We start from the raw sequence: 18,477 nt of genomic DNA on the forward strand, positions 1-18,477 counted from the left end.
CCCGCGGAGGACGTCAACGTGATGGCTTCGGTTCTCGGGCGGTGTGCCGCGGTGCTGGCGGCGGGTGCGCTGCTTCTCGGGGGCGCGGGGCCGGCTTCAGCTGATCCGGACCCCGACCTCGTCGCGGTTGACGCCGCCGGCGCCACGCCCGTTGATCCTGCCGCCGCGGTACCACCTGTCGATGACGGCCGCGTCGAGTCCTCCCCGCCGGCGACGCTGAAAGCGCCGGATAACTGGGTGCTGAAGGTATCCGCTAAAGACGAGACCCAGCGGGCGATCGCCCCGCTGACCACGGCGGTGTCTTCGCGCGAATATGAGGTGGGGGGAACCTTCAACGGCGCGATGAGCGGTCCCGACGAATCCGACCCACCGCACGGCACGCTGGAAGTCGGCTACCAGATCGGCTGCGGCATCGATATGAGCACGTCCAACGGCGTCTCGCTGGCCGCAAACGCGGGTGTCAACGCCTCGCTCGGCATCCTCGGCACCGACGTCGTCACCCCCTTGCCCGACGGGGTTCTTCCCAACATCGGCGGCAACCTCGGCGGTGCCATCACGATCGGTCTGAAACCGGGCATCATCAATATCGTCCCGGTCAGCAAGAAGGAATTCACCGGAGCCGATCCCTGGGTGATGGTGCAGGGCTTCCGGATCAAGATCGACGGCTGCGTCGGACAGTCGTTCATCCGCTCGTATGCGTTCCTGACCCGCTCGACGCGGGTGTCCGACGCGATCCTGGCGTACTACGGTGTCACGAAAGTGGTTTAGGGAAACCGTTTCAGGCACCGTTCCTCGTCACCGAGCACGCCGATGCGGAATGCGTCGATGCGGGAGAAGCCCGCGGGCACGGGTTCGCCGTTGACATCGCCTGCGGCCAGGCCGTTGGTGAGCAGTCCGGCCACCGCCTCGTCGAGGTCGCCCGCGGTCAGGGCGACGGTATTGCCGTCGGGGGTGGTGACTTCCCTGGTCAACTTGGTGGTGGCCACCCCGGTCAGGCAGGCCGTGCGCAGGCCCGCTTCCGCGGTGTCCAGCGTCAGGCCGCCGTGCTGATGCTGGATCGCCATCATGAAGCGCGACATCAGCACCGAGTACGCCGTGTTGTCGCCGGAGAGCACCGAACTCTGGTCCTCCCCACCCGCGGCGCCGAGCTCTTCCAACCCGGGCAGGTCGACGGAGATGGTGTTGGTGGCCGGGCAGAACGATGCCGGCGGACTCGGCCGGGCGTCGGGGCAGGTTGCGGCCGAAGCGGCATCGAAGCTCAGCGTCGGAGGCCGCGCCGGAGTGAAGAGGCTGTTCATCGCATCGATGACCGCGCGCACCGACTCTTCGGACACCGGCCATTCGCCCGTTTGATCCTGCTGCAGTTCGATGGGCAGGTCGCCGCGCCGTTGGGCGACTTCCTTGGCGTCGATCGCCGCGCACGCCGAGGCTCCGTCGGTGAAACCGAACTGGAACGCCGAGATCCGTTCGAACGCCGACCCGTGCTCGTCACCGCCGCCGACGTCCTCATCGCTGAGCAGGGGATCGCGGAACGAGATCATGCTGGCCAGCAGGGTGTTGAGCCCGTCGCCCGTGCTCAGGGTGAATCGGCTGGAATTGCCCTCGGCGACCCAGCGCATGTACACACCGGCAAAACAGTCGGCCTGCTGTTCTCTGACCAGGGTCGGGGTACCGCGCTTGTTCAGGTTGGCCTGTTTCTGCACGGAATGGCCGTACTCGTGGGCCAGCACCATCGTGATCGCCATGTCGCCGTTCGCCCGCTGCAGCGCGGGGAAGAGTTCGCCGCGGTCCCAGCCGATCGACCGGTCCAGCGGGCAGAAGCCGGCGTTGACCAGCCCGTAGGTGCCCTCTTCGCAGAAGACCCCGTCGTAGCCGTTGGCGTCCCACGACAGCACCTTGTCGACGGGACTGAACTGGCCGGGGAACGCTTGGCTGTAGGCGGTTGCCCAGAACTCCTCGATATCGCTGACGGCCTCACCGCCGACGTGGTCGATCTGGCCGCCGTCCGTCCCGTCGACCTGGCGGGTCGCGGGCTTGGCGTCCGGTCGCAGACCGGTCGGACCGTCGACGGCTTGCATACCGGCCACCCTGAAGGGGTCGGCGAACATCGATACCGGTTTGCCCTCGAGGGTGGTCGAGCAGGACGCGAGGAGGCACACCGCGGCGGCGGCGAACAGTCGGCCCAGGTGTGGCAGATTCGACCGCACCGCTCGCCCCCTCTCGGATTCAGGTGGGATAGCCCCCAGCGTGTTGCCAGGATAGTGCCCTCACCCGCGCTCACTGTCGGTCTGCAACCGCTGCAGCGCCGAGCGGACCGCAGCGCCATCGGTGGTCGCCCAGAACGGCGGCAGCGACGCTTTCAGATAGCCGCCGTAGCGTGCTGTGGCCATCCGCGAATCCAGCACGGCGACGACGCCCCTGTCATCGGCCCTGCGCAGTAACCGGCCTGCGCCCTGGGCGAGCAGCAGCGCGGCGTGGCTGGCCGCCACCGCCATGAAGCCGTTGCCGCCGCGCGCGGCGATGGCGCGCTGTCTGGCGGTCAGCAGTGGATCGTCGGGCCGCGGGAACGGGATGCGGTCGATCAGCACCAGCGACAGTGACGGCCCGGGCACGTCGACGCCCTGCCACAGCGACAGCGTGCCGAACAGCGACGTCTCGGCGTCAGCGGCGAATTGCTCGACGAGTTCGGATGTGCTGTCGTCCCCTTGGCACAGCACCGGAGTGTCGAGGCGTTCACGCATTGCCTCGGCCGCCGCCTTGGCTGCGCGCATCGACGAGAACAGCCCCAGAGTCCGCCCGCCCGCCGCGGTGATCAGCTCGGCGATCTCGTTCTGCTGTTCAGCCGAACCGCTGGCGTCGCGTCCCGGCGGCGGCAGGTGTGCGGCGACGTAGAGGATGCCCGATTTGGCGTGTTCGAACGGCGAACCGACATCGAGTCCACGCCATTTCGGCGTTTTGCCTTCGGGTGAGGGGATGTTGAGTCCCCACGCCCAGGCCATCGCGTCGAACGATCCGCCGACTGTCAACGTCGCCGAGGTGAGCACCGCCGTCGCCTGCGAGAACAGCCGGCTGCGCAGCAGGCCGGCAACCGACAGCGGCGCCACCCGAAGCACCGGCCTGATCTGACCGCGGTTGTCTTCGTGGTCGAGCCACACGACGTCGTTCCGGTCGGCCAGCGCGGGCCCGTAGGAGATCAGGATCCGGTCGGCTGTGTCGTGTATTTCGGTGAGGCCGGAAACCGCTTCGGCGCGTGCTGCTGCGGCGGCGGGGTCGCCGGGGGACGGGTTGATCGACGTACGCGCGGAGTGGGCGGCGTCGCGCAGCGCCGTCAGGTACGTGGCCAGCTCTTCGTCGAGATGGTCGATGCGGCCCGGTTCGGCGTCGTGGATCGCGGAGGTGAACGTGGTCGACGCCGTGTCGAGTCGCTGGCTCAGCTCCGGGCCGATCAACCGGGTGGCGCGCCGCAGTGCCACCCCGAGCATTGCCGAGGTCAGCTCGGCGGTTGCCACGCCGGTGACCCGATCCGCCAACTCGTGGGCTTCGTCGATGACCAGGAGATCATGTTCGGGCAGCACCGAGGCATCGGCGATGGCGTCGATGGCCAGCAGAGCGTGATTGGTGACCACCACATCGGCGCGGCCGGCCTCCCCGCGCGCCTTCTCCGAGAAGCACTCGGTGCCGAACGGACAACGGGCCACCCCGATGCATTCCCTGGCCGAGACACTGACCTGGCCCCAGGCCCGGTCGGAGACGCCGGGTTTGACCTCGTCGCGGTCACCGCTGGTGGTTTCGTCGGCCCAGCTGGTCAACCGCTGGACCTCACGGCCGAGCGCACTTGCCGCGAATGGTTCGAACAGCTCCTCCTGAGAGGCCTCACCGCCCTGAGTCGGATCGACGTTCCCCGCCGATCCGTTGTGAATCTTGTTCAGGCACAAGTAGTTTCCGCGACCCTTCAGCAACGCGAAGCGAGGTGCCCGCGGCAGCGCGGCGGTGATGGCCTTCGCCAGCCGGGGCAGGTCGCGGTCGACCAGTTGGCGCTGCAGCGCGATCGTCGCGGTCGACACCACGACGGGGGTGCTGTCATGGGGCTCGCCCTTGGTGGCCTTGGCGATGGCGGGCACGAGGTAGGCCAGCGACTTCCCGGTGCCGGTGCCGGCCTGAACCGCGAGATGTTCGCCGGATTCGAAGGCCTTGGCGACGGCTTCGGCCATCGCGATCTGGCCGGTTCGCTCGCTGCCCCCGAGGGCGGCCACGGCGACGGCCAACAGCTCGGTTACGGAGGTGTTTGACGTGATCGTCGTCCTTACGGTGCGATGAGGCGGGTCGGTATCGCGGGTTCACCGTGGGAGAGCTTGAGCCCTTCCCACGGCACGCTTTTCAGGCCGCTGGCGACCAATGCCCTGGCGTCGGCGAGATCGCCGGCGAAGACCCGCTTGCCGTCGCGCACCATGGGTACGGTCACCACGCGTGACGGCTCGGCGATGTCCGGTCGCCGGCCGACGGGGTAGACGACCTCTTCGACGATCGTGCCCGTGGAGCGGGACAGCCGCACCGCCATCTTGGCGCCGCCGTGAGATTCCTTGTCGCTGCTGCGTTTCTGGACCGGGATACCGTCCACCTCGACCAGCTTGTAGACCATGTTCGCCGTCGGCGCCCCGGAACCGGTGACCAGTTTGGTGCCGACGCCGTAGCTGTCGACGGGTTCGGCGCGCAGGGCGGCGATCGAGTACTCGTCGAGGTCACCCGACAGCACGATGGCAGTGTTGGTGGCGCCGAGGCTGTCGAGCTGTTGACGGACCTGACGGGTCAGCACACCCAGATCGCCTGAGTCGATGCGAACCGCACCCAGGTCGGGGCCGGCGGCCTCGACCGCGTTGGCGACACCGGTTGTTACGTCGTAGGTGTCCACCAGCAAGGTGGTGCCGACACCGAGCGCGGCCACCTGCGCCTTGAACGCGGACAGCTCGTCGGGGCCTGTGGTGGTGGTGTGCAACATGGTGAAGGCGTGTGCACTGGTACCGAGCGCGGGCACCCCGTAGGTGCGTTTGGCCTCCAGGTTGGAGGTGCCGTCGAACCCGGCGATGTAGGCGGCCCTGGCGCAGGCGACCGCGGCCCGCTCATGGGTGCGACGCGATCCCATCTCGATCAGCGTGCGGCCCTCGGCGGCGCTGACCATGCGAGCGGCGGCCGAGGCGATGGCCGTGTCGTGGTTGAAGATCGACAGCGCCAGGGTTTCGAGCAGCACGCATTCGGCGAAGCTGCCGCGGACCGACAACACCGGTGACCCCGGGAAGTACAGTTCGCCTTCGGCATAGCCGTCGACGTCGCCGGTGAACTCGAAATCCCGCAGGAATGCGAGGGTGTCGGAGTCGAGGAAGTCTGCCATCGAGTCCAGCTCGGCATCGTCAAACCTGAACTGCTGCAATGATTCCAAGAAGCGTCCTGGACCCGCGACCACACCGTAGCGCCGGCCGTCGGGCAGCCGGCGGGCGAAGAGTTCGAAGGTCGTCCGCCGGTGTGCCGTGCCATCGCGCAACGCCGCGGACAGCATGGTGATCTCGTATTTATCGGTCAGCAGGGCCACCGTCACAGCGCAAACATTACGGGTGACGAATCCGGCGAGGTACGAGACGGTGAGGAGCCCGTCGATCGGATTGGGCCCGAGTCGGCGGCAGGCTGGTTTCAGCGTGACGAAACCTCGGTATCCTTACCCCCATGGCTGCGCCAGCAGAGACCAAGCCCGGGTCCGCGGGGCAACGGAGTTCCGACCCGTCGGTGGCCACGCAACGGCCGTGGGTGACGATCGTCTGGGACGATCCGGTCAACTTGATGAATTACGTGACGTACATCTTGCAAAAGCTGTTCGGCTACGACGAACCGAAGGCCACCGAGCTGATGCTGCAAGTTCACAACGAAGGCAAGGCCGTCGTGTCGTCGGGTACCAGGGAATCCATGGAGGTCGACGTCACCAAGCTGCACGCCGCCGGTTTGTGGGCGACGATGCAGCAAGATCGCTGACCGGGACAGACGGGGTAATCAGGGCTTAACAGTGCGCAAATGGAAGCGGGTAGACACCGCCAGCGGCCCGCGTTTCCGTTCCACCCTCGATCCCCACGAAGCAGCTCTACTGCACAACATGGTCACCTCGATGGTGGGCATGCTCGACGACCGGGAGGCTGCGGCGCCGTCGGATGAGTTGGAGCAGATCACCGGGATCCGGACCGGCAACGCAACGCCTCCCGAGGACGCCACGATGAGCCGGCTCCTGCCGGATTTCTTCCGCCCGCAGAACAATGACCACCCCGCAGGGTCGGCCGCGGCCGACAGCCTCAACAGTGCGCTGCGAAGCCTGCACGAACCAGAGATCATCGACGCCAAACGCGAAGCCGCGCGGCGGCTACTGGACACCTGCCCCAAGGGTGGCGGCAAGTTCGAGCTGACCGAGGACGACGCCAACGCGTGGGTCGCCAGCGTCAACGACGTCCGGCTGGCACTGGGCAGCATGCTGGGTATGGGCCCCGACGGTCCTGACCGGCTGCCGCCGGAGCACCCGATGGCCGGCCATCTCGACGTCTACCAATGGCTGACGGTGCTGCAGGAGTATCTGGTCCTGGGTCTGATGGGTAAGCCGATCCGATGACCGGCGCGATTACCGACGTCGCGGGAATCCTTGTCGGACATCATCATCGGCTCGATCCCGACGCCACCCTCGGCTCCGGCTGGGCGTGTGGCAGCACCGTTGTGCTCACCCCGCCCGGCACGACGGGTGCCGTCGATGTCCGCGGAGGTGCACCAGGTAGCCGGGAGACCGACCTGCTCGATCCGGCCAACAGCGTGCGTTACGTGGACGCCGTCCTGCTCACCGGCGGCAGCGCGTACGGACTGGCCGCGGCCGACGGCGTGATGGGCTGGCTCGAAGAACAGGGCCGCGGGGTGGCGATGGACGGTGGTCTGGTGCCGATCGTGCCCGGGGCGGTCATCTTCGACCTGCCTGTCGGCGGTTGGCAGTGTCGCCCGAGCGCGGAATTCGGCCGCGCGGCAGCCGAGGCCGCCAGTGTCGATTTCGCGGTGGGAACGGTCGGGGCCGGGGTGGGCGCCCGCGCCGGAGTGCTCAAGGGTGGACTCGGCACTGCGTCGATCACGCTTGATATCGGCGTCACCGTCGGCGCTGTCGTCGCGGTGAATTCGGCGGGAAATGTCGTGGATCCCGTGACGGGTCTGCCGTGGATGGCACACCTGATCCGAGAGTTCGGGCTGCTGCCGCCCCCGGTTGAGCAGATCGAGGTGTTCGCCGAGCTCGAGCGCGCGGACAGCCCACTGAACACCACGATCGCGGTGGTGGCCACCGATGCTGCGCTGAGCCCGGCGGCGTGCAAGCGAATGGCGATAGCCGCGCACGACGGGCTGGCGCACGCCATTCGTCCCGCGCACACCCCGCTGGACGGGGACACGGTGTTCGCGCTGTCGACCGGCGCGGTCGAGGTGGAGCCGTTTGCCGACACCCCCTCTTCGTTGTCGCCGGAGACCAAGTTGGTGGCCAAGATCGGTGCCGCCGCCGCGGACTGTCTGGCGATCGCCGTTCTGGCCGGGGTGTTCGCCGCCGAATCGATCGCCGGAATACCGACCTACCGCGGCATGCTGCCCGGCGCATTCGCGTAGGTGGCTGCTTGCGCCGGTAGCCTGGACCAAGCGGAAGACGCTTTGGAAGGGCAGCTATGGGCATCACGGGTCGGGCATGAGTGCCCCCGGGTATTCGGCCAAGTCGGCGCCGCAGTCGAAGAAGCGGCCGGTGTGGATGGTCGGCGGCGCCACCATCATCACGTTCGTCGCGCTGCTCTACATCATCGAAGCCTGGGATCAGGTGACCGGTGAGCATCTGGAAAATAACGGCATCCGGCCGCTGGAGACCGACGGCCTGACGGGCATCCTCGTCGCGCCGCTGCTGCATGCCAATTGGGGACACCTCGTCGCGAACACCGTGCCGGCACTGGTGCTCGGCTTCCTCGTGACGCTGGCCGGAATGTCGCGGTTCATCTGGGCGACCGTGATCATCTGGATCTTCGGTGGCTTTGGTACCTGGCTGATCGGCAACGTCGGCGCCCCACCCGGAGTGGAGACCAATCACATCGGTGCCTCCGGCCTGATCTTCGGCTGGCTGACGTTTCTCGTCGTGTTCGGCTTTTTCACCCGGCATGCCTGGCAGATCGTGGTCGGTATCGTCGTGCTCTTCGTCTACGGTGGCATCCTGTGGGGCGCGTTGCCCGGCACCTTCGGGGTGTCCTGGCAGGGCCACCTGTGCGGCGGAATCGCCGGTGTCGTCGCCGCCTATCTGTTGGCCGGCCCCGAACGCAAAGCGCGTGAGAAGCACCGGACCCCCACCCCGCTGCCGTACTACAAGTCATGAAGCTCGCGCCAGACGCCCTGAGCCCGATCGGAGTGTTCGACTCCGGCGTCGGGGGATTGACGGTCGCGCGCTCGATCATCGACCAATTGCCCGACGAAGAGATGATCTACGTCGGCGATACCGGTAACGGTCCGTACGGCCCACTGCCGATCGCCGAGATCCGCTCGCATGCGCTGGCGATCATGGACGATCTCGTCGCCCGCGGTGTCAAGGCTCTCGTCATCGCGTGCAACTCGGCGTCGGCGGCCTGCTTGCGCGATGCGCGGGAGCGCTACGACGTCCCGGTCATCGAGGTCATCCTGCCTGCGGTCCGCCGGGCGGTGGCCACCACCCGCAGCGGGCGCATCGGGGTGATCGGCACTCAGGCGACGGTGACGTCCCGCGCCTACCAGGACGCGTTCGCGGCCGCCCGCGATACGGAGATCACCGCGGTGGCCTGCCCGCGGTTCGTCGATTTCGTCGAGCGCGGCATCACCAGCGGGCGCCAGGTGCTCGGACTGGCCGAGGGGTACCTCGAGCCGCTGCAGCGCGTCGGCGTCGACACCCTGGTGCTGGGCTGTACGCATTACCCGCTGCTGTCCGGTCTGATCCAGCTCGCGATGGGCGAGAACGTCACCCTGGTCTCGAGTGCGGAAGAGACGGCGAAGGATCTTCTGCGGGTGCTCAGCGAGCAGGACCTGTTGCGGCCGCATGGTTCGCCGACACCGGTGCGCCTCTTCGAAGCAACCGGCGATCCCGACGCTTTCACCACACTGGCCGGCCGCTTTCTCGGCCCGGCGATCACCCGAGTTGCGCCAGTTCACAGCCACGTTGGCGCGCAGCAGTAATCCTGGCGAATGTTTCGCCAGTGAATGCTCTGATGTTTTCGCACGAGTGATATGGGGCATGGCAAGCTAGTGACTGTGCGAATCACCGTGCTCGGCTGCTCCGGCAGTGTCGTCGGCCCCGATTCGCCTGCCTCCGGCTATCTGCTGAGCGCGCCGGACACTCCACCGCTGGTGATCGACTTCGGCGGCGGTGTCCTGGGTGCCCTGCAACGTCACGCCGACCCCGGCGAGGTTCAGGTGCTGCTCTCGCATTTGCACGCCGACCACTGCCTCGATTTGCCCGGTCTCTTCGTGTGGCGGCGCTACCACCCGAACCCGCCGGTGGGCCGGGCGATGATGTACGGCCCGAGCGACACCTGGGCGCGGTTGGCCGCGGCGTCGTCACCCGAGGGCGGCGAGTTCGACGATTTCCGCGACATCTTCGATGTCCGGCACTGGGAGGACGGGAGAGCTGTCACGTTCGGCACGCTGACCGTCGAGCCGCGGCTGGTCTCGCATCCCACTGAGTCCTATGGCATGCGCTTCACCGACCCGTCCGGCGCCGTGCTGGTGTACAGCGGTGACACCGGAATCTGCGATTCGGTGGTCGATCTGGCCCGCGGTGCCGACGTCTTTCTTTGCGAGGCGTCTTGGACGCACGCCGCCGATCGTCCGCAGAACGTGCATCTCTCGGGCACCGAGGCCGGTCAGATCGCCGCCAAGGCCGGGGTGGCGGAGTTGCTACTCACCCACATTCCGCCGTGGACGTCCCGCGAGGATGTCATCAGCGAAGCGAAGGCCGAGTTCGACGGTCCGGTGCGGGCCGTGGTGTGCGGTGAAACGTTCGAGGTACGAGCCGCCTGAGCTGTTGTCACCCCACCTCGTTAGGGTTGCCTGGTGTCCAGACGTGAAGATGGTCGACTCGATGACGAGCTGCGCCCGGTAGTCATCACCAGAGGTTTCACTGCCCACCCCGCCGGCTCGGTTCTGGTCGAATTCGGCCAGACCAGAGTCATGTGCACGGCGAGCGTCACCACCGGTGTGCCGCGCTGGCGCAAGGGCTCCGGGCTCGGCTGGCTCACCGCGGAGTACGCGATGCTGCCCGCCGCCACCCACACCCGCTCGGATCGTGAGTCGGTCAAGGGCCGCGTCGGTGGCCGGACCCAGGAGATCAGCAGGCTGGTCGGTCGATCCCTGCGCGCGTGTATCGACCTGCGGTCGTTGGGGGAGAACACCATCGCCATCGACTGCGATGTGCTCCAGGCCGACGGCGGCACCCGAACCGCGGCCATCACCGGCGCCTACGTCGCGCTGGCCGACGCCATCACCTACCTCGGCGCGGCCGGACAGCTCTCCGATCCGCGTCCGTTGTCCTGTGCGATCGCCGCGGTCAGCGTCGGCGTCGTCGACGGCCGGGTCCGCACCGACCTGCCCTACGAAGAAGACTCGCGCGCTGAAGTCGACATGAACGTCGTCGCCACCGACACCGGGACGCTCGTCGAGGTGCAGGGGACCGGCGAAGGCGCGACGTTCCCCCGTTCCACGCTGGACAAGCTGCTCGACGCGGCACTCGCTGCGTGCGACACGTTGTTCGCCGTTCAGCGTGCAGCGCTCGAGCTGCCCTATCCGGGGCAGTTGCCCGACGGGCCGCCGTCGAAGAAGGCGTTCGGAAGCTGACGCGCCGGCGACCGAGGCACGAGTGATGAGGAGGAGCGGCGCAACATGACGCGCCTATTGGTGGCCAGCCGCAACGCCAAGAAACTGGCTGAGCTGCGCCGCGTGCTCGACGGGGCGGGGCTGCACCGGGTGACGTTGGTGTCGCTCGACGAGGTGCCCGCCTACGACGAAGCTCCCGAGACGGGCGCGACCTTCGAAGAGAACGCGCTCGCCAAGGCGCGCGACGGTTATGTGACTACCGGATTGGCTTGTGTCGCAGACGATTCCGGCCTCGAAGTGGATGCGTTGAACGGGATGCCCGGGGTTTTGTCGGCCCGCTGGTCAGGCCGGCATGGTGATGACCCCGCCAACACCGCATTGCTCCTGGCTCAGCTCGGAGATGTGCCCGACGACCGTCGCGGCGGCGCCTTCGTGTCCGCGTGCGCACTGGTCTGGGGGACTGGTCCCGATGACCACGTCGTCGTTCGTGGGGAGTGGCCGGGGACGATCGCCCGCGCACCGCGCGGCACTGGCGGGTTCGGTTACGACCCGGTGTTCGTGCCGGTCGGGTCCGACCGGTCGGCCGCCGAGTTGAGTCCGGCGGAGAAGGACGCGGCCTCGCACCGCGGCCGTGCGCTGGCGCAGTTGGTGCCCTCGTTGGTCACTTTGCCGGAGTAATTTGAATAGCGTGTCTAACTGCGTATAGTCCACGCGGTGGGGCGGCATACCGAGAAGGCGATCCGCGCGGCGCAACCCCCGCATCCCGGAATTCTGATCGCAGTCCTGTGCCTGGCCGGCATCGGTGTCTCGCTGATGCAGACCCTCATCATCCCGGTGATCCCGCAACTACCGAAGCTCCTCGACACCAGCCCGTCGAACGCTTCCTGGGCGATCACCGCAACCCTGCTGACGGCCGCCGTGGCCACACCGGTGTTCGGTCGCCTCGGCGATATGTACGGACCGAAGCCGATGCTGGTCGCCTGTGCGCTCGCGCTGACGGCGGGGTCGCTGACCGCGGCCCTGGCGGACTCGCTGCTGCCGGTGATCATCGGCCGGGGGTTGCAAGGGTTTGGAATCCCGATCATCCCGCTGGGAATCAGCGTGCTGCGCGCCAGCGTGCCCGCGGATCGGGTCGGTTCGGCCATGGGAATGATGAGTTCATCGCTGGGTGTGGGCGGGGCGCTCGGTTTACCGCTGGCCGCGGCCATCGCCCAGCATTTCGAATGGCATGCACTGTTCTGGTTCGCCGCCGGGCTTGGCGTGGCGGCGGTCTTGATGTTCACGTTCATGGTGCCCACGGTCGCCGCCCGGTCCGACGACAAGTTCGATCCGCTGGGCACAGTGCTGTTGGCGGCTGGGCTCGTGACCCTGCTCGTGCCGATCACCAAGGGTGCGCAATGGGGATGGACCAGCACGACCACATGGGCGTTGTTCGGTGCCTCGGCCGCGACTTTCGTGGTGTTCGGCTGCTGGCAGCTCCGTGCGTCGTCACCCATCGTCGATCTGCGAACCACCGCGCGGCGGCCGGTGCTCACGACGAATCTGGCCTCGATCGGTATCGGTTTCGCGATGTTCGCCTCGTCGCTGATAGCGCCGCAGGTTCTCGAGTTACCGACGCAGACGGGTTACGGCCTCGGTCAGTCGATGTTGCAGGCGGGCCTGTGGATGGCACCGGGTGGCCTGGCGATGATGGTCACTGCACCGATCGCGGCCAGGATATCCGCCCGGCGCGGGCCGAAGTTCACCCTCATCGTGGGCTGTCTGATCGTGAGCGGCGGATATCTGGCTGGACTGCAACTGTTGACGAGCCCCTCTCGAATAATGGTGATGGGCATCATCATCAGCGTGGGAGTGGGTTTTGCCTACGCGTCCATGCCGGCGCTGATCAACTCCGCGGTCCCCATCTCGGAGACCGCAGCCGCCAACGGCATCAACTCGTTGGCCCGGTCGTTGGGCACCTCGATATCCAGTGCGGTGATGGGTGCCGTGCTCGGCGGGATGACGATGTCGTTCGCGGGCCATGAATTTCCCACCTTGCGGGGCTTTCACATCGCGCTGTTCATCGCCGCGGGTGCCGGCGTCGGTGCCGCGATATTGGCCCTGTTGATCCCCAAACCCGCCGCGCCTGCCGATCCGGCCGACGGCGTGGACGAGAGCGCGTCGGCCCTCGTCACAACTGGAACTGCGCCTTGAGCTTCTTGGTCTGAAAATGCTCGACGATGATGCCCAGTAGTGGGATGGTTCCTGCCAGTAGCACCCCGATGGTCTTGCCGATCGGCCAGCGCACCTTCACGGCAAGATTCGCCGTGAACAACAGGTAGACGAAGTACACCCAGCCGTGCACGACACCAATCCAGCTCGGCGGATTATCAACCTGGACAATGTATTTCACGACCATCTCGTAACACAGCGCGATCAGCCACACGCCTGTCGCCCACGCCATCACCCGGTAGCCCAGCAGTGCCGTCCGGATCTTGTCGACGGGCGCGGCGCCGGGAACGGCGGTCCGCGCTTCTGGTGGCTCTGCTGCCGTCATGCGGTGGTCCTGTCCTGTCGGTCCTGATCGTTTCTGGCCAGTTCGGCCAGGTAACTGTTGTACTCCCGCAGGGCGGGATCGTCGTCGACGGCCGGCGACGAGGTGGCGGGCCGTTGCGGCAGCAGCCCCTCGGGGATCTGGGTCCTTGAGGTATCGGACGGTGCCGGCGGTGCCTCTTCATAGCGGACGAACTTGCGGTAGGCGTACACACAGAAACCGGCGAAGAATGGCCACTGCAGCGCGTAGCCGAGGTTCTGAAACGAGCCCGAATTCGACTCGAAGCGGGTCCACTGCCACCAGGCCAGCGCCAGGCAGCCGCAGGCAGCGATGATCACCAGCGCGATCATCGGCCATCTCCGACGGCTTGTAGTGGACACCCCTCGACGGTACCGGTTGGCCGCATTCCGGCGGAATCACAGGTTGGTCTGTCAGGTCTGGCTGCGGCGCGGATTCGGGCCCGACGATGTTCGTCGATTCACAACAAGCCAGGACGATGTCAAGGTGCTTCCTAATCCAGCGCCACCCGTGGTCGCCACACACGCCGACTACCTGAGATGGACCCGTCGCCGAGGGGCTGGCCCGTATGCCGTCGAACCAGAGGGCACCACCGGCGAGGTTGCGCGGTCGGAGTCGGTAGGATCAGCGTCATTGCGGGCGTGGCGGAATTGGTAGACGCCATGGCTTTAGGTGCCATTGCTTGAAAGAGCGTGGGGGTTCGAGTCCCTCCGCCCGCACTACGGATTGCTTACTGCAATCAGCGCGAGCGCGAACAGCCTGGATCGGGTCGTGCGATCGAGTCCGCGGCACCGTGCCGCACACTCCTGCTCCTCACGATGCAGCTGTATCAGTCGGCGTAAGCGCAACCGGAGCGGCTCATGGCAGTGAGACCGGCTCCGGCTGGCCTTTGGTTTCTTTGGTCGTGGTGACGTCTCGGCATTCGCCGTAGAACATGACCTCGGGGTTGGGATCGCTGGCGTTTTGTGGGCCGAAGACGGCTACGACATTGTTCTTCTGGAGGACGGTGCCGTGGGATTGGAAATCGGGGTCGCCTGTCCAGCCAGAGGCTTTGAGATGATCTGTCATCTGGGCGATTTGGGCCTTCGAGTCATCGAACGTCGGTGCCGCGGGGTATGCGATCCGCAGTTGACCGCGGAATGGCGGGTCGCCCTGGTCGTTACAGGAGGCGTGCCAGAACGCCCCATCGACCACGTGAAGATCGAGAGTGGTGACGACTTCGCGTCCGGCATCCATGACCTGGGCCCTGGATTGATCTGGTGTCAGGGGATCGGACACCTTGTCGACATCGGATTTCATGACTCCACATCCTGAGAGAGACACGGCGACCGTTGCTGCCGCCAGTAGTTGGGCTATGCGGACACTTCGCTTCAATTCGAGGCCTCCGTCATCAGTGGTAGTGCCCCGAGGTGGGGGCACGGTACAACTCGGGGTCGCTGGGCAACCCGAGTTCGGCCATCAGCTCATTGCGGTGCAGTGCGGTCATGCCGTCGTGTTCGAGGGCGTCACCGTGTCCGGAGACGATATCGGCCATGCTGAACAGCGACTCACTCCCAGGGTCGTAGTAGTGGCTGTGGTCGTTGAAGGTGAGTCCCGGTACCTCGGCTTTGAACCGCGTGGACCCGAAGTCGTCGACCGACGGATCAGCTCCCAGCGCCAGGTTGACGCCGGTGCCCGGTAGATGGACCTGTGGTAGGCCGCCCAGTTGGGTGATCGGGTCGGTCGAGGCGGCACCGACGTAGACGTGGCCACCTGGTGCGAGATGGAAGTCGGCCGCGCTCTTGGCCATATCTGTTCCAGGGCAACCGATCAGGACTACGTCGTTGGCATGCATGCCGTAGCCGGCCGCGGCATCGGCCACGGTCGTCGATCCGTAGGAGTGCCCCATGACCGTCACGTGCGAGGTGCCGCCGTCATGAGTTGCGTTGAGGCCATTGACGTCTGAGGCCAGCAGGGCGCCCCCTTCGTGGGCCAGCGACGTCTGCGCCACCTGCGGGTCGGTGAGATCGTCGGGCGCGTTGTACCCCATCCACGCCACCACGGCGGTGCTTCTGCCCGGGTCGGCGTTCTTGGCTTCGGTGTACAGGTTGGTCGAATCGTCAGCGCTGAGCCAGCCTTCGGTGACGCTGTGGCTGGTGCCCGGTACGACGACGGTGGTGTTGTCGGCCTTGTCCGGGTTCCCGATGGCGACTGCTGCGCGGCCTTGGCCGTTGAACCTGTCTGGTTGATACACCTGGAGAAACGTCTGCGCGCCAGTCTTGGCCTGGTCGGCAGCCAGAGCTTGATCGACCTTGACCGCATTGGTGTAGCGGGTGACGTCATTGGGGGTGGCGCCGTATCGGAAAGGGTCGTCGAGAACGTCTTGCGCCGAGACGCCGTGCCGAGTGGCGGCCTCCTGGATGTTCTCGATGTCGTTGCGCATAACTCGCTGGTTGGCGTCATCGCGGGCGTCGACCGGGATGCCATTGAGGTTGCCGATGAATTCGGGATTGTCGCGAAGTTGGGCCTGCTGCTGTTCGGGGGTGAGCGACTTCCACCATTTGTTGACGTCTTCGGGTTTCGTCGTTTCAGGCGGTGGATAGGGTGTCGGCGCCGCCGCGGGTATCGGCGCCTTGCCGTCTGCCATGGTGATGGCGGCAGCGAGTTCGGCATCGACGTTGTTGGCTTCGGCGAGGATCGCGTTCAGCCGGGCTTGCATGGACGACAGGTCGGAGGTGAGGCCTGTGAATCCCGGTCCGGCGACCACGCTGCTGGTGGTCGGATCGATATCCATCTTTGCCGAGTGTGCAGCGTCCTCCAGGTTTCGCAGCTCGACTTTGACCTTTTCGATGTCTTGGGCCGCTTTCTGTGCGGCCTGGGCCACGGCGAGCGCTTCCTGGGCATGGGCGTCAAGATCGACCCGAGTCTTTCCAATCGCGTCTCGTGCGGCGTCAGCGGCGACGCCGCCCCACGTCTGAAAGGCCGGCAGCTGTTCCATGGCTTGGGCGGCCTGCGTCGCCGCCCCGCTTCGTGCCGATGCTGCGTGAAACACCTCGCGGACTGCTTCCGGATCCCAACGCTCGATATCGGCAACGCCGAGCGTCACGGGTCGCCCGGGTGCTTGTAGACGGCATCGAGGTCTTCGGCGTTCTGATTGTCCATGTCGGCGAACGACAAACCACTTGTCCGCAGCGCTTCGGCGTGGGAGTAGAGGCGGGTGGTAAGGGTTGTTGTGAGGGTGGCCCACTCGCCGGCTTTGGCGGTCATCGCCGTCTGTGATTGCCCCGCCCAGCTGAACAGTGACGATTCGATGGCGCTGTCGGCCGCGGAGTGTGTGACGAAAACGTTCTGTGAGTGATCGTCGGCAATGGCTCCAGAGGCGATGAGATGCTCTGGAACAGATCTCAGCGGGTCGGTCATGTATTCCCCTAAATTACCGTCCAGCAAACAGCTGATGAAGCGAACCTACCACCGGGCGGTTGGGCGGTTCACCGCCGAAATCGAGCGAATCGAAGGCTCTGACCGCCTCATGTGCGTTCGGCAGGCAGTCCGATAGGTGCGTCGCCGGACAGCGGGTTGCGCCAGCTGCGATCAGGCGCCCTGCGCGTCATCTCTGTGTGTGATCGATTGCCCTCTGGTGCAACCACTTTGCGCAAGCCCGCGCGGGGATCAACTCGTTTGTCCACAGGCCACGCGCACCGGCACACCTCATGTCGGCTGACGTAGGTATCTTCCGGCCATGGTGGACAAACTCAAACGTAGATCAGCCAAACGGGCCCGGCGTGCCGCTCGGCGCCGAAATGCCCGCCGCGGGACAAGCGCACCGTCAGGGGCGGCTGAACAGCCTCCTCAGGAAATGTCGCTTGTCGACAGAGTGCGCCGAGCGGTGGGCGATGGTGAGCCGGCGGAGCTGTTCAGCTTGGTGAGCTTGATGATCGAGGCTTGCTCGCCGGAGTCAACTCTGCCGCGGCGACGGGGCTGGGACATCACCCACAGTCTCGATGACTTCGTCGCCGCCTTCATCGAACTCAAGTCGCCTGAGACCACGGCGCTATTGGCATTGCTCAGCGAACTGTCACGGACTGATGACGCGCTGAAAGGTCACTGCCGCCGTGAACTCGACAAACGCGACGACGCGCTACCCGTCTGGCTCGCCGAGCTTGCCCGGACCGAGGTGTACCGGGTGATGCGAAGAGCGCACGTACTCGGCGACGGCGACCAGCTGCTGTTGGGGGTACGTCTTGCGGACCGTCGAGAACTGACCTTCGCGGTGTATGTCGACCACCTGGCGTTGTCGCGCATCACTGAAGCACTTCTTTTGGCGAGACCACTGGCTACGGTGCGCGACATCGCCGAAGCGGGTGGTGATCGTGACACCGCCTTCGCCGAATTCGGTCCGGCCGACGCCAGGGCGTATTTGGAGAAGGCGCTCGATAACCCCCTTTCGGATATCGCGTTCGGCGATTCGGAGCACTGGCCGGAATCCCGCGCGCTGCTGAGGTGGCTCGTTCGGTTGTTGCCGGATGGCGGTTCGCTTGTTCCTCAGCAAGAGTCGACCGAAGTGCTCGAACGCTTCTTCGCGTCGTGGGCCGGAGCGCCCTTCACAGGTGGGGACTACGAGGTACTCCTGGAGAACTTCGTGGACCAGGGCACCCGTGATCCCCTGCGATGGAGTGCAGAACGCCTCAGGCAATTGCTCAAGCGTCCCGACTATGACGATCGCCTCGAGCTGACGGCCCAGCTCAATGCTCCCGCTCTGCTGCGCGCTTACGTGCCATTTGCTCACGCGGAAAGCGAAATTCGACACCAACTGACCGCCGAGGCCATCGCGGTCATCGATGCCATGGCCGACAGTTATCGGAACGCTGTGTTGGCGGATGCGCGTCGGTACGACTGTTTCGACGAAGACGAGGCCTGAGGCGGGCCAGCTGTCGCCGGTGGCGCCGCCGAGGTGCGATTACTTGGCGATAGCCGTGCCTCTCCCGACAGCCCCGGGTTGGCCAAGCCGAGCGCCCGGGGCGTAGGGTGGCTTGCGTGAACATCGGCGCGCGCTGCTATTGGCGCTTTATCTCGGCTCCGGG

The 18,477-nt window shown here is 66.2% G+C and carries 19 protein-coding genes and 1 tRNA gene; 12 read left to right on the top strand and 8 right to left on the bottom strand.

Going from position 1 to position 18,477, the window contains the following annotated elements:
- Window positions 1-21: 21 nt before the first annotated feature.
- Window positions 22-768 (top strand): MspA family porin, encoded by a 747-nt coding sequence (locus H7J73_RS28745; protein WP_264071227.1) that lies wholly within the window; start codon window positions 22-24, stop codon window positions 766-768.
- Here the strand turns inward: H7J73_RS28745 and H7J73_RS28750 are convergent.
- From H7J73_RS28750 to H7J73_RS28760, 3 genes are read right to left on the bottom strand one after another with little or no spacing between them, the layout of a single operon-like run.
- Entirely contained in the window at window positions 765-2,207 is a 1,443-nt protein-coding gene (locus H7J73_RS28750) for a neutral zinc metallopeptidase (protein ID WP_308207452.1), read from the bottom strand. The genes H7J73_RS28745 and H7J73_RS28750 overlap by 4 nt on opposite strands.
- Before the next feature lie 60 nt (window positions 2,208-2,267).
- Window positions 2,268-4,295, bottom strand: coding sequence for an ATP-dependent DNA helicase (locus H7J73_RS28755; RefSeq protein ID WP_264071295.1), 2,028 nt, complete (start codon window positions 4,293-4,295; stop codon window positions 2,268-2,270).
- 8 nt (window positions 4,296-4,303) lie between these two features.
- The gene (locus tag H7J73_RS28760; RefSeq protein ID WP_264071228.1) at window positions 4,304-5,590 is read right to left on the bottom strand and encodes a nicotinate phosphoribosyltransferase; all 1,287 of its coding nucleotides are present in this window, start codon (window positions 5,588-5,590) and stop codon (window positions 4,304-4,306) included.
- A 125-nt stretch (window positions 5,591-5,715) separates the two neighbouring features.
- Here H7J73_RS28760 and clpS point away from each other — a divergent pair, with 125 nt between their 5' ends.
- The 9 genes from clpS (at window position 5,716) to H7J73_RS28805 (ending at window position 13,059) form a co-directional block, all read left to right on the top strand.
- Window positions 5,716-6,018, top strand: a complete 303-nt coding sequence (gene clpS / locus H7J73_RS28765) for an ATP-dependent Clp protease adapter ClpS (RefSeq protein ID WP_264071229.1) — start codon at window positions 5,716-5,718, stop codon at window positions 6,016-6,018.
- Between the two features lie 31 nt (window positions 6,019-6,049).
- Window positions 6,050-6,640: an oxidative stress transcriptional regulator AosR gene (aosR, locus tag H7J73_RS28770; RefSeq protein ID WP_264071230.1), complete on the top strand. Its 591-nt coding sequence runs from the start codon at window positions 6,050-6,052 to the stop codon at window positions 6,638-6,640.
- Entirely contained in the window at window positions 6,637-7,659 is a 1,023-nt protein-coding gene (locus tag H7J73_RS28775; protein WP_264071231.1) for a P1 family peptidase, read from the top strand. The genes aosR and H7J73_RS28775 overlap by 4 nt, the downstream gene beginning before the upstream one ends.
- A gap of 76 nt (window positions 7,660-7,735) precedes the next feature.
- A complete protein-coding gene (locus tag H7J73_RS28780; protein ID WP_264071232.1) occupies window positions 7,736-8,404 on the top strand; it encodes a rhomboid family intramembrane serine protease in 669 nt (222 codons plus the stop codon).
- Window positions 8,401-9,231 carry a glutamate racemase gene (murI, locus tag H7J73_RS28785; RefSeq protein WP_264071233.1) on the top strand — a complete coding sequence of 277 codons (831 nt, stop codon included), beginning with the start codon at window positions 8,401-8,403 and terminating at the stop codon, window positions 9,229-9,231. The genes H7J73_RS28780 and murI overlap by 4 nt, the downstream gene beginning before the upstream one ends.
- Window positions 9,232-9,300: 69 nt before the next feature.
- A complete protein-coding gene (locus H7J73_RS28790; protein ID WP_264071234.1) occupies window positions 9,301-10,074 on the top strand; it encodes a cyclic nucleotide-degrading phosphodiesterase in 774 nt (257 codons plus the stop codon).
- Window positions 10,075-10,107: 33 nt separating this feature from the next.
- Window positions 10,108-10,887 carry a ribonuclease PH gene (gene rph, locus H7J73_RS28795; RefSeq protein WP_264071235.1) on the top strand — a complete coding sequence of 260 codons (780 nt, stop codon included), beginning with the start codon at window positions 10,108-10,110 and terminating at the stop codon, window positions 10,885-10,887.
- Window positions 10,888-10,932: 45 nt separating this feature from the next.
- On the top strand, window positions 10,933-11,544 hold the full coding sequence (locus tag H7J73_RS28800) for a non-canonical purine NTP pyrophosphatase (protein WP_264071236.1): 612 nt from the start codon (window positions 10,933-10,935) through the stop codon (window positions 11,542-11,544).
- 36 nt (window positions 11,545-11,580) lie between these two features.
- Window positions 11,581-13,059 carry an MFS transporter gene (locus H7J73_RS28805; RefSeq protein WP_264071237.1) on the top strand — a complete coding sequence of 493 codons (1,479 nt, stop codon included), beginning with the start codon at window positions 11,581-11,583 and terminating at the stop codon, window positions 13,057-13,059.
- Here H7J73_RS28805 and H7J73_RS28810 read toward each other — a convergent pair.
- Both H7J73_RS28810 and H7J73_RS28815 read right to left on the bottom strand, forming a co-directional pair.
- A complete protein-coding gene (locus H7J73_RS28810; protein ID WP_264071238.1) occupies window positions 13,037-13,402 on the bottom strand; it encodes a DUF3817 domain-containing protein in 366 nt (121 codons plus the stop codon). The genes H7J73_RS28805 and H7J73_RS28810 overlap by 23 nt on opposite strands.
- Window positions 13,399-13,779 carry a hypothetical protein gene (locus H7J73_RS28815; RefSeq protein WP_264071239.1) on the bottom strand — a complete coding sequence of 127 codons (381 nt, stop codon included), beginning with the start codon at window positions 13,777-13,779 and terminating at the stop codon, window positions 13,399-13,401. The genes H7J73_RS28810 and H7J73_RS28815 overlap by 4 nt, the downstream gene beginning before the upstream one ends.
- A gap of 273 nt (window positions 13,780-14,052) precedes the next feature.
- Between H7J73_RS28815 and H7J73_RS28820 the strand changes: the two genes are divergently transcribed.
- A tRNA-Leu gene (locus H7J73_RS28820) sits at window positions 14,053-14,136 on the top strand.
- 139 nt (window positions 14,137-14,275) lie between these two features.
- On the opposite strand, the gene H7J73_RS28825 is transcribed toward H7J73_RS28820, so the two are convergent.
- From H7J73_RS28825 to H7J73_RS28835, 3 genes are all read right to left on the bottom strand, one after another.
- Window positions 14,276-14,716, bottom strand: a complete 441-nt coding sequence (locus H7J73_RS28825) for a lipoprotein LppJ family protein (protein ID WP_264071240.1) — start codon at window positions 14,714-14,716, stop codon at window positions 14,276-14,278.
- Between the two features lie 91 nt (window positions 14,717-14,807).
- On the bottom strand, window positions 14,808-16,502 hold the full coding sequence (locus H7J73_RS33765; RefSeq protein ID WP_264071241.1) for an alpha/beta hydrolase: 1,695 nt from the start codon (window positions 16,500-16,502) through the stop codon (window positions 14,808-14,810).
- On the bottom strand, window positions 16,499-16,816 hold the full coding sequence (locus H7J73_RS28835) for a WXG100 family type VII secretion target (protein WP_264071242.1): 318 nt from the start codon (window positions 16,814-16,816) through the stop codon (window positions 16,499-16,501). Before H7J73_RS28835 ends, H7J73_RS33765 begins: the two co-directional genes overlap by 4 nt.
- Before the next feature lie 436 nt (window positions 16,817-17,252).
- On the opposite strand from H7J73_RS28835, the gene H7J73_RS28840 reads away from it, so the two are divergent.
- On the top strand, window positions 17,253-18,314 hold the full coding sequence (locus tag H7J73_RS28840) for a hypothetical protein (RefSeq protein ID WP_264071243.1): 1,062 nt from the start codon (window positions 17,253-17,255) through the stop codon (window positions 18,312-18,314).
- Window positions 18,315-18,477: the final 163 nt, after the last annotated feature.

The organism is Mycolicibacterium komossense (genome assembly GCF_025822605.1).
GTDB classification, from domain to species: Bacteria; Actinomycetota; Actinomycetes; order Mycobacteriales; family Mycobacteriaceae; genus Mycobacterium; species Mycobacterium komossense.

Excerpts from the sequence above, each read along its gene's own strand:
- H7J73_RS28745 (WP_264071227.1), top strand. The coding sequence starts at position 22 with ATGGCTTCGGTTCTCGGGCGGTGTGCCGCGGTGCTGGCGGCGGGTGCG.
- clpS (WP_264071229.1), top strand. The coding sequence starts at position 5,716 with ATGGCTGCGCCAGCAGAGACCAAGCCCGGGTCCGCGGGGCAACGGAGT.
- H7J73_RS28775 (WP_264071231.1), top strand. The coding sequence starts at position 6,637 with ATGACCGGCGCGATTACCGACGTCGCGGGAATCCTTGTCGGACATCAT.
- H7J73_RS28780 (WP_264071232.1), top strand. The coding sequence starts at position 7,736 with ATGAGTGCCCCCGGGTATTCGGCCAAGTCGGCGCCGCAGTCGAAGAAG.
- murI (WP_264071233.1), top strand. The coding sequence starts at position 8,401 with ATGAAGCTCGCGCCAGACGCCCTGAGCCCGATCGGAGTGTTCGACTCC.
- H7J73_RS28800 (WP_264071236.1), top strand. The coding sequence starts at position 10,933 with ATGACGCGCCTATTGGTGGCCAGCCGCAACGCCAAGAAACTGGCTGAG.
- H7J73_RS28810 (WP_264071238.1), bottom strand. The coding sequence starts at position 13,402 with ATGACGGCAGCAGAGCCACCAGAAGCGCGGACCGCCGTTCCCGGCGCC.
- H7J73_RS28825 (WP_264071240.1), bottom strand. The coding sequence starts at position 14,716 with ATGAAATCCGATGTCGACAAGGTGTCCGATCCCCTGACACCAGATCAA.
- H7J73_RS28835 (WP_264071242.1), bottom strand. The coding sequence starts at position 16,816 with ATGACCGACCCGCTGAGATCTGTTCCAGAGCATCTCATCGCCTCTGGA.
- H7J73_RS28840 (WP_264071243.1), top strand. The coding sequence starts at position 17,253 with ATGTCGCTTGTCGACAGAGTGCGCCGAGCGGTGGGCGATGGTGAGCCG.